This is a genomic window from Candidatus Saccharibacteria bacterium oral taxon 488 (assembly GCA_010202115.1).
Taxonomy (GTDB): Bacteria; Patescibacteriota; Saccharimonadia; order Saccharimonadales; family Saccharimonadaceae; genus Nanosynbacter.
Genome location: CP047917.1, coordinates 236,335 through 248,439, shown reverse-complemented (window position 1 = coordinate 248,439; position 12,105 = coordinate 236,335). Strand labels below are relative to the sequence as shown.

The window sequence follows — 12,105 nt, the reverse complement described above, 5'->3', positions numbered from 1 at the left end:
TTTTTTAGGATGGTGCGAATAGGCATATACTGGCTCTTTATTTAGCCGCGCGACTCACGCAAATAAGCCGCCATAAACTCATCGATATCACCATCCAGCACTCCTTGGGTATTGCGGTTCTCGTGCTTGGTGCGGGTATCCTTGACCAGTGTGTATGGGTGCAGGACATAATTTCTAATCTGGCTACCCCAGTTGGCTGACTCGCCAGCTCTGAGGTCAGACAGGGTTTCGGCGTGTTGTTCTAGCTTCATTGCCAGCAACTTGGAGCGCAAAATCTTCAGCGCCGTTTCTTTATTTTGAATCTGCGAACGCTCATTCTGAATCGCCACCGTGATGCCCGTCGGCACGTGCGTCACCCGCACCGCCGAGTCAGTAGTATTCACTCCCTGGCCGCCCTTGCCGCCCGAGCGATACACATCAATCCTCAGATCACTCGGGTCAATCGCAATTTCATCCGGTGTATCAATCTTTGGCAGCACCTCCACCAGTGCAAAGCTAGTCTGGCGCAAATTATCAGCATTAAATGGACTGAGGCGCACCAGCCGATGCACGCCGTTCTCTGAGCGCAATTTTCCATACGCAAACGATCCAGAAATTTCCAACACCGCCGTCTTTATCCCCGCATCATCATTGGTCGAGCGCTCCAGCGTGTCGGCTTTCATCCCCGACTTTTCCGCCCAGCGCAGATACATCCGCTCCAACATCGCCGCAAAATCCTGAGCATCCAGCCCACCCACACCCGCCGAAATCCGCACCACTGCCTCGCGGTTGTCGTACGGGCCGCTGAATAATAAATCAGTCTTGCGCTGGGTAAATTCTTGCTCCAGCGCCGCTACCTGCGCTTCAAACTCTGGCAGTAGATCATCGTCGCCCAGCTCCATCAACTCAGCGATATCCGCCAGTTGCACCCCGAGCGTCTGCCACGGCTCAACCGTCTGGCGCAAGCTAGCCGCCTTTTTTGCTAGTGCCTGCGCCTCGTCCGGATTATGCCAAATCTCCGGCTGATTAAGCCGCTCATCCAGCGCCGCCATCTCCTGCTCCAGCGCCGCAAAATCCAGCGCCGCCTTGGCCTGTTCTACTTCTGATTGCAGGGTTTGGATACGTTTTTTTAGCGGTTGCATGGATACCATTGTAACAATTTTGCTATACTTTTTGTATGAAGATCGGCGTATTTGATACAGGAACTGGCGGCGAATTAGTAGCAAAGAGGCTGAAAAAATTACTGCCGCAGCATTCGTACATCACGGCGATCGACCGCGAGCACGCACCGTACGGTAATCGCTCGTCAGAAGAAATTATCACACTGACTGATACCGCTATCCAGCCCCTGCTGTCATGTAGCATCATTATCCTCGCCTGCAATACCGCTACAACAATTGCCATACAACCACTACGACAGCGCTATTCAGATGTCCGCTTTATTGGCTTTGAGCCAATGATTAAACCAGCTGCAACACTCACTAAATCACGTCATATCACTCTATTGGCGACAAACGCCACCAAACACAGCCAGCGTCTGCGCGCGCTTATCAGTGAATATGCTACTGGCGTTCGCATCGACACGCCAGACACCCGTGCGTGGGCGCAGATGATTGATCAAGGTTTGGCCGACGATATTGTGCCTGATGAAGTATCAGCCAGTGTTGCGGACGGCAGCGATGTTATTGTTCTAGGCTGCACGCATTATCTGGCAATTAAGAGGCGGTTACAACGCCTTTTTCCGCAATGCCGCATTCTTGAACCCACTGCAATTATCGCCAAGCGGATTAGCGATTTTGCTAGCTAATTGTTATACTTATCCTAATGAATCAAGACATTGCTAAAATCCTCGTGACTACTGAGCAAATTAACAATGCAGTGGCGCAGCTGGGCCGAGAGCTGACGGCAGAGTATAGTGACAAGAACCCGCTGGTCATCGGCGTACTGCGCGGTGCAGCACCGTTTATGATTGATCTAGTACGCGCCATGGATTGCTATATGGAAATCGATTTCATCGACGTCTCCAGTTACGGCGACGCGACTGAATCATCCGGCGCAGTTACCGTTCTCAAAGACATTGACAGCGATGTTGCCGGGCGGCATGTTCTGCTGGTCGAGGACATCGTCGATACCGGCCGAACGTTGGAAAAATTACTAGAGTTATTCGCCGGTCGTGGTGCGGCCTCAGTCAAAGTCTGCTCACTGCTCGACAAACCCGAACGGCGTATCGCCAACGTTGCCGCCGATTACGTCGGCCTGTCCGTCCCCAACGAATTCGTCGTCGGCTACGGCCTAGATTTCCGCCAACAATACCGGAATCTACCATATATCGGGGTGTTGAAACCTGAGGTGTATCAGGGATAAAGCTTCTCCACCGCCGCCACAAATTGCTCACCGCGGTCGACGTAATTTTTGAACATCCCAAAGCTAGCGGCCGCCGGGCTGAGGATGACAACATCACCTGGGCGAGATAATTGATTGGCTTGAGCGACGACATCCACCATCGTTGTCTGGCCGAGCGCTACCATCGTCGCCGTGACCGATGCTTGACGCAGTGACTGCTCAATCTTCGCCGCATTTGCCCCGATAATGATCACCGCCCGCACCGCTTGTCTGGTAATCTCCACAGCCATTTCATCATAATCCGCCCCCTTGTCGTACCCGCCGACGACCAGCACTTTCGGCGCCTCAAACGCCCGCAGCGCCGCGATGGCACTGCCCGGCGTGGTAGCGATACTGTCATCATAATACTTCACACCGTTTTTCTCAGCAACGAATTTTAATCGATGTGGCAATCCCGTAAAACTCTCTAGTCCAGCCGCGTACTGCTCGTCGATCACTGTAATCGGCAATTCTGTCACCGCGCTTATCGCCGCACACGCATTCTCGAGGTTGTGTGCGCCCGGTAGCCGCAAATGATCAGTGCGACAAATCCGCCGATCTTGCACACAGAAGTAGCCATCCCGGACATACACCTGATTCTCGTCGGGAACGGCATAGCGGTGCGCGAAATCTAGCGCATCATCCCCACAATACTCACACGTCACACGACCCTGCTCATCCAATAGTCCATTAAAAGGCGTAGCGGCTACTTCCTTCGAATATTTATTCGTTGGATGATATAAACATGTATCAACAACACTCTGGTGACGACGAATATTTTTCTTGGCGTCGAGGTACTCGGCAAAATCCGTATGCACCTCCAAATGGTCCGGCTCGATCATCAATACCACGGCAATGGTCGGCGATTTTTCGAGATCCCACAGCTGAAAACTCGATAGTTCGTACACAACGAAATCGTCCTTTGTGATGTTTGGCAGCGCGTCCAGTGCCGGCACACCAATATTCCCCACCAAATGCACCGTCTGACCGGCCGCCCGCAAGATCGCCGCGATCAGACTACAGGTCGTACCCTTGCCTTTCGTCCCCGTCACGCCAATAATCGGCGCTGGGCACTTGTCGAAAAACTCATTGGTCGCCGACCATATTTTGCCTGACGTTTTGAGCAGTCGCGGCGGCACACCCGGTGCTCGCACCACCATATCGGCATCCTGCAGCTGCTCGGTGAACACCGACTCGCCAGTCCGCACCGCCACATCATCCGGCGCATTCTCGACCGCTTTCTGGTCAGCAATCACAAATTCAGCATCAGGAAAAACCCGCCGAAAATATCTCAAACTTGATATACCCTCAAGACCATAGCCAGCGATAATAATCTTCATGGTTTCATTATAGCATTGAGCACTACTAAAACAGCCCCTCAAGCTTCTCCTGCAGTCGCCCGAGCAGCTCTTTCTCACCGCTACTCACGCCAGCAAGCACCCAGGTATTTGCTGCAAAAAACTCTCGTGCCACCCGAACAATTTGATCAGCGGTCACCGCCAAAATTGCCGTTGGTACGCCCTCATAATCCTTGACGAAATCATCAGCAAAATAACGCCCGGTATAGAAATTGCTGACCTGCGCTACCGTTTGCGCTCCCATCTGATAGCGGCCCAGTGCATATGACTTGGCATTCTCGATGTCCTCCGAGGTGATCGTCCCGTTCAGCACCCGGCGCAGCTCACGCACGATGATATCGAACAGTGCCTCTGCTGTCTCGAGGTTGACCTGGCCGCCAAAGTCCCACGCCGAATCATAAAACCCGACCGAAGTGTCGCTGAACACGCCGTAAGCCAGCCCCTTCTTGCGCGCCGCCCCAAAAATCCGCGAGCTCATCGTCCCGGTCAAGATATGATTCAAGCAGCCCATAGCGTCAGAATCCTCATCGCTCAGCTCACGCGGCAGATTCATCGACCAGCCAAATGTCAGATTCGAGGCCTCCTTGCGACGGATAAAAATCGGTGCGGCACTCGACAGCTTATCGTGCGGAATGGTAAACCGCTCGCCCGGCTCTAGCTGCCACTGCTCCAGCGATTCACGAATCGTCGCCATCCGCCCGGTCAACTTGCCCGCCACCACAAACCGCATATTGTTGAGCGTATGTGTCCGCCGATGATGCTCCTTGATATCCTTTAGCGTGATCGCATCAATCGTTTTCAGTCGCTGATTATATGTCAAAATATCCTCGCCCAGCGCTTGCTGCACCCGCGGCCACATCACGCGGTTGTGATTATTAAGATAACCGGTCAGCTCGCTCCGAACGTTACCTTTCTCGGCCTCTAGCTCTTCGGCGTTAAAGCGCGGCGTGGTGATCGCCAGCCGCTGCAATTCCAAAATCCGATCCCATTCAAAATCCGCACAGGTCGCCTCATACACCATTGAATAATCAGAGGTAAACGCATTATGATAGGCGCCATTCTTGGTAAACTCCTGCTCATAGGCGTGCTCCGAACGAAACTTCTCATTCGCCCCAAACGCCATGTGCTCCATGATGTGCGCCGTCTCGTAGATGTCCTTGTCGCGGACATAGCGGTTGCCTGCCCGGAACTGCACCTGAAAGCTCATCACCGTCGCGTCTGGCACATCAATGAACAAGCCTTTCGCACCATTTTTCAATTTTATTTCTTTGACCGTATGTTTCATCTGTCTGTCGCTCTCTGCCCACCGGTTTTAGATTTATTTGCGGTTCTTTTTGCGGTTTTGGCGCTGCGCTTTTTTCTTCTTGCGTGCTTGGTTTTTGGCGCGGTTCGACTCGGCGTTTGATTTGCCCTTTTTCACCGAAAAGTCACCGTCACGATTTTCCTCGCCCGCACCAACTTCATTAACACCACGCTCAACTGCACTTTCGGCCAGGCGCGTTAGCTCGGTGTCATACTCATCATCCTGCGATTGGCGAATTACTGCGTCGGATTTATGAATATGAAAAATTGTGTTCAGAACTTCGTTACGCAGATTTTCCTGAAGGCTGGTGAACAATTTTTGTGACTCAGCCCGGTATTCTACCAATGGATCGCGCTGGCCAACGCTGCGCCAGTGGATCCCTTCGCGTAGGTGTTGCATATTCTCTAGGTGCTGCATCCACAGGGTGTCGAGCACCGCCATATACACCTCGCGCTCCACACCGCGCAGCTCTTCAGTACCGATTTCTTCATCTTTTTCCCGGTAGGCCTGGTGTGCTAGTTTCAGAGCTTTTTGGAGGCGCAGACGGTCCTTTTTCTCGCGGCCAACCTTGCGCACGGCCGCTTCATCGACTGGAAAGGCTGCCGTAAATTCCTCGATAAACTTCGGGTTGTTCTTGGTTGGTAGCGTCACTAACTCTTTGACTCTGTCACGCAACAACCGCTCAATTTCCGGCTGGATATTGTCGCCTTCAAGGATTTTTCGCCGCATCGTGTAGACCACACGGCGGTGACGATTAATCACGTTGTCGTACTGAACAACATTTTTGCGCGTATCAAAGTTGTAACCTTCGACACGCTTCTGGGCTGCCTCCAAGGTCTTTGACACGGCGCGGTTTTGAATTGGCGTATCTTCGTCGACGCCCAGCCGGTCCATCAGCGCGGCGATGCGCTCGCCCTGGAAAATTCGCATCAAATCATCTTCGGTCGATACGTAGAACTGGGTCTCGCCCGGGTCGCCCTGACGGCCGCCGCGGCCGCGCAGCTGATTGTCGATGCGTCGTGATTCGTGGCGCTCCGAACCGATCACCACCAGGCCGCCCAATTCCTTGACGCCCTTGCCCAGCTTGATGTCGGTACCGCGTCCGGCGATGTTTGTCGCTAGTGTAATCGCACCCTTTTCACCAGCCTTCTCGATGATGGCCGCCTCACGCTCATTATTCTTAGCGTTCAAAATCTCAAACTTGATGCCTTCTTTTTCCAGATATTTGGCAATCTGCTCGTTCTTGGCAATCGAGCCAGAGCCAACCAGCACCGGCCGGCCTTGCTTATGATAATCCTTGATAGCTTCAGCCACCGCCTTCAACTTACCCTTTTCGGTCTTGAAAATCAGGTCTTCTTTGTCGTCGCGAATAACTGGCTTGTTCGGTGGAATCTGAATGACGTCCAGTGAATAAATTTGTTGAAACTCTTCGGCCTCGGTAAATGCCGTACCAGTCATACCGGAAAGTTTATTGTACAAACGGAAATAATTCTGGAACGAAATGGTCGCCAGCGTCATGCTTTCTTCCAGCACTGGCACACCTTCTTTCGCCTCAATTGCCTGGTGTAAACCTTCGTTGTAGCGGCGTCCTTGCATCAAACGACCGGTGTGCTCATCGACGATGATCACCTCGCCGTCATTAGTTACCACGTAATCTTTGTCGCGCTTGAACAATGTTTGTGCTCGCAGGGCTTGGTCCATGTGGTAAACGCTGCGCACGTGGTCTGGTGTGTACAAATTTTTTATTCCCAGCAGTTTTTGGACTTTTTCCACGCCCTCGTCGGTCAAGGCTACGCTGCGGCGCTTTTCATCCAAAACATAGTCCTCCGGCACTAATTTACTGGCAACCTTAGCAAAAGTATAGTAATTGTCCGGGTTCTCCGCTGCTGGCGCCGAAATGATCAGCGGCGTGCGCGCCTCGTCAATCAAAATTGAGTCCACCTCGTCAACGATAGCAAAGTTCAGTTCGCGCTGCCTGAGCAAATCAACGTCGTTAACCATGTTGTCACGCAGATAATCAAAGCCAAACTCGTTGTTGGTACCATAGGTAATGTCAGCCGCGTAGGCTTCCTTGCGAGTGACCGGACGGAGCTTGCGCATGCGCGGATCGTCGTGATGCTCATTGTCGTAATCTTTATCATAAACAAATGACGCCTCGTTGATAATCACGCCAGTTGTCAAGCCCAAAAAGTCATACACCTGGCCCATCCAGCCAGCGTCGCGCTGCGCCAGATAGTCGTTGACAGTCACCACGTGGACGCCCTTTTCCTCCAGCGCATTGAGGTACGTCGGCAGCGTCGCCACCAAGGTTTTACCTTCACCAGTTTTCATCTCAGCCACATTGCCCTCATGAAGCACCATACCACCGATCAGCTGGACATCGTACGGACGCTCACCGATGACACGCTTGGCGGCTTCGCGCACCACCGCAAAGGCATCCGGTAAAATCGTATCCAGTGTTACATTTTTCTTTTCCAAACGCTTTTTCAGCGCCTCTGTCTGCGCCTGCAAATCTTTGTCCGACATTTTTTCATACTTTTCAGACAGACCGTTAATTACGTCAACTTGCTTCTGCAGCCGCTTCAAAATCTTCTTCTGCGGATCGCCAAAAATCTTACTCAGCGCCTTTTGTTGTGTCATTGCCATAAACTCAAAACTCCCTCACTTTCAGGCATTTTCAAAAACTGTATACAATTATACCGTGCAGGGCTGGAAAATTAAAGAGTGTTTGGGCGCGGAATTAGCCAGACCGCGCTGGCGCAATGTCGCCCATCAGAGAACGCAAGCCTACAATCTTAGTCCCCTTCGATGCATTATAGTAATCGACTACCATCATACAGTCCCCAGATCCAATCTCCCAGCCAATACACGGAGCATAGGTGTCGTTGCCAACGACGAACCTGCCTGCTGCCCAAGAGCGGACATTGATATCTACTGGTGATATACCTTGGCGAATACGGTGCACTTGATAGGCAGTATAGCAGACTATTGGCACAGCCGACCCATATCGTGTTATCTGATCGTAGGATAAACCACATTTCCCCGGCTCTTCATCATTAGATAACATGAAAGCCGTCCATTTATTATCGCCTACAGCCGTCAGTCGCCAATTGTCTACCGTGTCTTTCATTATACTAGCCCAATTAGAAACCACTGCCCCCTCTATGTACCTGTCGCCCTCAATTCTCTCAAACGTGTCCAATGGCAATGTCAGTGGTGCTACCACCAAGTCGTACTCTGGCCGCATGCGCTTTAGTTCTGCTAGCCAACCAAAATCAATACCACCCTGCGCCAATTTATCTGGTGTCGGTACTGAACAGCAAGAACATGCCCGTCAGATAGCAGCCGACCGCCGCTATCAAGAGCAAACCGGACATTCACTACAGGAAAAGCAGCATTATGATAACGAGGTCAAGCGACTACATAGGCAGATTGATCAGATGCGCCAAGTATTTCAATCAGTCTTGAATGAAGTCGTTACCGCCCGCCGCGGTCTCAGTCGCCGTTCCCACCAAGACGGCGATATCCTCGACCCCAACCGCCTAGCGCAGACCATCACCGACATCAAGGGTGGTATCACACCAGAAGCGTTCCAGCGCTACGAAACCGTGCGCGGACGAACCGAACTGAACTGCAAGACCGACTATTTCTTTGTATTTGACTGCTCTGCTTCCATGAGCGGTGCGCCTGCAGAAGCCGCCGCCAGTTGCGCCGTCATCATGCTGGAAGGACTAGCCGGCACGGAACGCGATATCCGACAGCTGGAACAACAACAAAGTATTGACCTATCCGACCTGTCAGTACGTACCTCATTATACACGTTTGGTGATACTGCAACCTGTCACAAACCGCTCAGTAGCGACCTAAATGACAAACAACGGCTTGATACATACGCAGCCATCACTGCAGCCGATATGGGTAGTACAGCAGATTATTTAGCTCTCCAGGAGATTGCTGATCTACCCCGTAGTCAAGATCGTCAGCGAATCATCATCGTCGCGACTGACGGCGCAAGCGATAACCCCAGCGCCGCCCAGGCAGCCGTCAGCCAGCTTCGCCGTGACCAGAACACCGTAGTATACGGCGTATCCATTGGCTCAGCCGCCGCTGAGCAACTGTACGCTCCGAATGCCAAACGTATCAACGACCCTAAAGACCTGCCAAATGTGTTACAATCATTTATAGAAACAACCATTCAAACATAAAAAGAATAACATATGGCTAATCTCAATCTACTATCACCAGACATTCGAGCCGCAGCGAATAATGCTTGGCAGAGAGCTCAGGAAGGACAAAAGGCCCAGTCTCTCAATACCAGTCAGGGTTTTGGTTCTGCAGCGCTTCTAAACACTCTCAATGCTGATGTGAGAGAAGCTAGAGAGAAAAAACCTTTAATAGTCTTGACACGATAACCAATCCAGAAACAAAACGGGCTTTTGAAAAAGCTTTCACTCTATCCGAGCGTTTGGTTAGCTACATCGGCCTTTCGGCACCAACACCAGAACAAATGGTGTCTGTCGGTGTTAACCTTCAATACCTAGCCGAACAATTTGCACTCATGAAGCAAGAAGAAGGTGTCGCCCCGCACGTTGTTTTAGCGCCCCACGGTCTTGGCAAAGAAAATTGGCTGGCTATTGGTCAAAAAATGACCAACGATAAAACTATACCAAACAATCCATTGGATCAGCATCCCCTAAGTGACATCATAAAGGTTAGAGACGTTTACGGATTATCTATCAGTCCTGAAATCACGGATGATATATGGCACAACTTAGACCAAGCATCGACTTTCACGACAACTCCAGCATTAAATACATTACCAACCTACAAATGTATAAATGGTCTTTTGAATATTGAATGGACACTTCGTCTTATCTCTGGTAGAGAGCAGCCAATGCAACTTGGCAAACCATACCAAAATATTCAAGAGCATCAGACACTAGTTGAAGGATTGACTGACAAATTCACCGCTGTACTAGCTGATGGTGAGTTGACCGACCGAAGTGCTGGCTCATGGTGTCTACAACCGAACATAAATGCTCACATAGCTCCATACATCCACTGGGGGACATTCTCTGACCGAGTGTGCGTTAAGCTTGCCGATCTTAGACGTCCAGCAAGCCAAAACTACTATTCGCATATAGGTATACGTCCCTCAGTAGGATAGGGTTACTGCTCGCGCTGGAAACCGCGCTTGAACCGTGCCAGTACGCCGCGGCTGCTGCCAACGTGTGCTAATACATCGTCCTTATATTTACGCAGCTGCCCGTTTAGCTTCGCCTCAACGATATCCACTGCTGCTAGCACATTCATTGTCGAATCTTTAGCGGTGATTTTCTTGTCTGGCACATTGATAATCACCTCAACCTCGTACTTGTTGCCGCCAGGATTATCGATCTGCTTGATCTTTACGTCAGCGGTCGCGCTCTTGCGGGCATGTCGCGGCAAGTACTTGCCCAGCGCACCGATTTTGCGCTCAACGTATTTCTTTGTGGTGTCCGTCAATTCGTATTTGACGCCAGTAATGGTAATATCTTTGATCATAGTTCCTCCTTTTATGTATACGTTAGCGCGGCAAGACAACACCCGCATCCTTCGCTATTTTTAGTAATTCTTCGTTAATGACGAGCAGCTTTTCTTTCGATGACATTTTGGCAAAGCTGGCGCTCATAAATGATTTGTTCGGCTTGCCGTAAGATCGCGCCCTTGATCCATTGCTTGTCATCGTTCGTCAGTGCCATATACCCTCCTAAATTCTATTATATCATCTCACGGCCATTCATATATGGACGCAGTGCTTCTGGCACCACGACATCACCCTCCGCGGTCTGGCAATTCTCGATAATCGCCACCATACAGCGACCCAATGCAAAGGCCGTCGCATCGTTTGTGTGGATCAATTCAACTCCGTTATCCGTACGCACCCGCGTCATCAGACGGCGCGCCTGATAATCCGTCATATAATCAGCGGTATGCGTCTCGCGGTACTTGCCCTGACCCGGTAACCATACTTCCATATCAACACCGCGCGCATTTGGTTTACCGATATCAGCGGTGCACTTCATCAGGACATGGTACGGTAGCTTGAGCTGAGCCAAAAGCCACTCTTGAATCGCGATAAATAGCAGGTGCTCGTTATAACTATCCTTCGCCTCGGTGAAGCTCTCCATCTCGAGCTTATCAAACTGGTGCATCCGGATCAGCCCCTCCATATCCTTGCCGTACGTCCCCGCCTCTTTTCGGAAACTGGTCGCAAAGCCCAAGTATCGAAGTGGCAACTGTTTCGCATCAAAAATCTCACCCGCATGCATACTACCGAGCACATGCTCAGCACTCCCCTGTAGCCACAGTTCCTCGCCTTCGATTTTGTATCGATCATCACTCGGCTGGAGACGATCCATCTGATCATACGGCTCGGTCCGAATCATCAGTGGCGGCAGCACTGGGATGAATGGTTTTGTATTGACACCAAGGCCAGCCTTTTTGGCGATCTCTTTGATCACTGCTGGGTTCGTGAGAGATGTAATCACAAACTGGATAATCGCCTGCTGCAACAACACTAAATCACCCATGATATAGGCAAAGCGAGCGCCAGCAACCTTGGCAGCACGCTCTTTGTCGAGCCAGCCTTTTGCCTCGGCGATTTCGTAGTGATTTTTCGGCGCAAAATCAAAGGCTGGGATAGCACCGACTACCTTTACCTCAACGTTTTCATCCTCACTCAGACCAACTGGTACGTCGACGTGCGGCATATTAGGGACTTGCTTGAGTAGCGTTATGTAGCGTTCCTCAACCTCGCTCAGCTGAGCCTCAAGCCCGCTCAGCTTGGCCTTGATAGCCTTGCCCTGCTCAATCAGACCCGGCTCGGGCTTGCCGCCCTTCATTTTAGCAGCAATCTCATTACGCTGCTGGCGCAACTCATCAACCTGCCGCTGCGCCTCTCGACGCTCGTCATCTAATTGCAACAATGTCGCAATAGACACGTCGCACCCCTTGTGTTTCGCCGCAGCCTGCACTGCTTCGGCGTTATCTCGAATAAAGCGAATATCTAACATGGTTTCATTGTAGCAGATATACGATAAT

General features: G+C 51.3%; 12 protein-coding genes. 5 read left to right on the top strand and 7 right to left on the bottom strand.

The features are described 5' to 3' along the window. Positions 1 to 41 precede the first annotated feature (41 nt). On the bottom strand, positions 42 to 1,121 hold the full coding sequence (locus tag GWK74_01305; protein QHU90160.1) for a peptide chain release factor 2: 1,080 nt from the start codon (positions 1,119 to 1,121) through the stop codon (positions 42 to 44). A gap of 35 nt (positions 1,122 to 1,156) precedes the next feature. Here GWK74_01305 and GWK74_01300 point away from each other — a divergent pair, with 35 nt between their 5' ends. Both GWK74_01300 and hpt read left to right on the top strand, forming a co-directional pair. Continuing rightward, on the top strand, positions 1,157 to 1,786 hold the full coding sequence (locus tag GWK74_01300; protein QHU90159.1) for a glutamate racemase: 630 nt from the start codon (positions 1,157 to 1,159) through the stop codon (positions 1,784 to 1,786). A gap of 17 nt (positions 1,787 to 1,803) precedes the next feature. Next, a complete protein-coding gene (gene hpt, locus GWK74_01295; GenBank protein QHU90158.1) occupies positions 1,804 to 2,343 on the top strand; it encodes a hypoxanthine phosphoribosyltransferase in 540 nt (179 codons plus the stop codon). Here hpt and murD read toward each other — a convergent pair. Genes murD through secA form a run of 3 tightly spaced genes read right to left on the bottom strand, consistent with a single transcriptional unit; the run spans position 2,334 to position 7,662 of the window. Then, entirely contained in the window at positions 2,334 to 3,701 is a 1,368-nt protein-coding gene (murD, locus tag GWK74_01290; protein ID QHU90157.1) for a UDP-N-acetylmuramoyl-L-alanine--D-glutamate ligase, read from the bottom strand. The two genes, hpt and murD, sit on opposite strands and share 10 nt — an antisense overlap. A 25-nt stretch (positions 3,702 to 3,726) precedes the next feature. Continuing rightward, on the bottom strand, positions 3,727 to 5,004 hold the full coding sequence (locus GWK74_01285) for a hypothetical protein (GenBank protein QHU90156.1): 1,278 nt from the start codon (positions 5,002 to 5,004) through the stop codon (positions 3,727 to 3,729). 33 nt (positions 5,005 to 5,037) lie between these two features. Further along, positions 5,038 to 7,662, bottom strand: coding sequence for a preprotein translocase subunit SecA (gene secA, locus GWK74_01280; GenBank protein ID QHU90836.1), 2,625 nt, complete (start codon positions 7,660 to 7,662; stop codon positions 5,038 to 5,040). A 605-nt stretch (positions 7,663 to 8,267) separates the two neighbouring features. Between secA and GWK74_01275 the strand changes: the two genes are divergently transcribed. The 3 genes from GWK74_01275 to GWK74_01265 all read left to right on the top strand — a co-directional run bounded on the left by GWK74_01275 (position 8,268) and on the right by GWK74_01265 (position 10,189). Then, positions 8,268 to 9,227: a VWA domain-containing protein gene (locus GWK74_01275; protein QHU90155.1), complete on the top strand. Its 960-nt coding sequence runs from the start codon at positions 8,268 to 8,270 to the stop codon at positions 9,225 to 9,227. A gap of 12 nt (positions 9,228 to 9,239) precedes the next feature. Continuing rightward, a complete protein-coding gene (locus GWK74_01270) occupies positions 9,240 to 9,434 on the top strand; it encodes a hypothetical protein (protein QHU90154.1) in 195 nt (64 codons plus the stop codon). Between the two features lie 146 nt (positions 9,435 to 9,580). After that, positions 9,581 to 10,189 (top strand): hypothetical protein, encoded by a 609-nt coding sequence (locus GWK74_01265; protein QHU90153.1) that lies wholly within the window; start codon positions 9,581 to 9,583, stop codon positions 10,187 to 10,189. A gap of 2 nt (positions 10,190 to 10,191) precedes the next feature. Here the strand turns inward: GWK74_01265 and raiA are convergent, their stop codons facing one another. Genes raiA through serS form a run of 3 tightly spaced genes read right to left on the bottom strand, consistent with a single transcriptional unit; the run spans position 10,192 to position 12,077 of the window. Then, the gene (raiA, locus tag GWK74_01260; protein ID QHU90152.1) at positions 10,192 to 10,566 is read right to left on the bottom strand and encodes a ribosome-associated translation inhibitor RaiA; all 375 of its coding nucleotides are present in this window, start codon (positions 10,564 to 10,566) and stop codon (positions 10,192 to 10,194) included. A 22-nt stretch (positions 10,567 to 10,588) separates the two neighbouring features. After that, positions 10,589 to 10,747, bottom strand: coding sequence for a hypothetical protein (locus GWK74_01255; GenBank protein QHU90151.1), 159 nt, complete (start codon positions 10,745 to 10,747; stop codon positions 10,589 to 10,591). A 34-nt stretch (positions 10,748 to 10,781) separates the two neighbouring features. Further along, positions 10,782 to 12,077, bottom strand: a complete 1,296-nt coding sequence (gene serS, locus GWK74_01250; GenBank protein QHU90150.1) for a serine--tRNA ligase — start codon at positions 12,075 to 12,077, stop codon at positions 10,782 to 10,784. Between the last annotated feature and the right edge of the window lie 28 nt (positions 12,078 to 12,105).

Excerpts from the sequence above, each read along its gene's own strand:
- secA (QHU90836.1), bottom strand. The coding sequence starts at position 7,662 with ATGACACAACAAAAGGCGCTGAGTAAGATTTTTGGCGATCCGCAGAAG.
- murD (QHU90157.1), bottom strand. The coding sequence starts at position 3,701 with ATGAAGATTATTATCGCTGGCTATGGTCTTGAGGGTATATCAAGTTTG.
- GWK74_01305 (QHU90160.1), bottom strand. The coding sequence starts at position 1,121 with ATGCAACCGCTAAAAAAACGTATCCAAACCCTGCAATCAGAAGTAGAA.
- GWK74_01270 (QHU90154.1), top strand. The coding sequence starts at position 9,240 with ATGGCTAATCTCAATCTACTATCACCAGACATTCGAGCCGCAGCGAAT.
- hpt (QHU90158.1), top strand. The coding sequence starts at position 1,804 with ATGAATCAAGACATTGCTAAAATCCTCGTGACTACTGAGCAAATTAAC.
- GWK74_01275 (QHU90155.1), top strand. The coding sequence starts at position 8,268 with ATGCGCTTTAGTTCTGCTAGCCAACCAAAATCAATACCACCCTGCGCC.
- GWK74_01265 (QHU90153.1), top strand. The coding sequence starts at position 9,581 with ATGAAGCAAGAAGAAGGTGTCGCCCCGCACGTTGTTTTAGCGCCCCAC.
- raiA (QHU90152.1), bottom strand. The coding sequence starts at position 10,566 with ATGATCAAAGATATTACCATTACTGGCGTCAAATACGAATTGACGGAC.
- GWK74_01285 (QHU90156.1), bottom strand. The coding sequence starts at position 5,004 with ATGAAACATACGGTCAAAGAAATAAAATTGAAAAATGGTGCGAAAGGC.
- GWK74_01255 (QHU90151.1), bottom strand. The coding sequence starts at position 10,747 with ATGACAAGCAATGGATCAAGGGCGCGATCTTACGGCAAGCCGAACAAA.
- serS (QHU90150.1), bottom strand. The coding sequence starts at position 12,077 with ATGTTAGATATTCGCTTTATTCGAGATAACGCCGAAGCAGTGCAGGCT.
- GWK74_01300 (QHU90159.1), top strand. The coding sequence starts at position 1,157 with ATGAAGATCGGCGTATTTGATACAGGAACTGGCGGCGAATTAGTAGCA.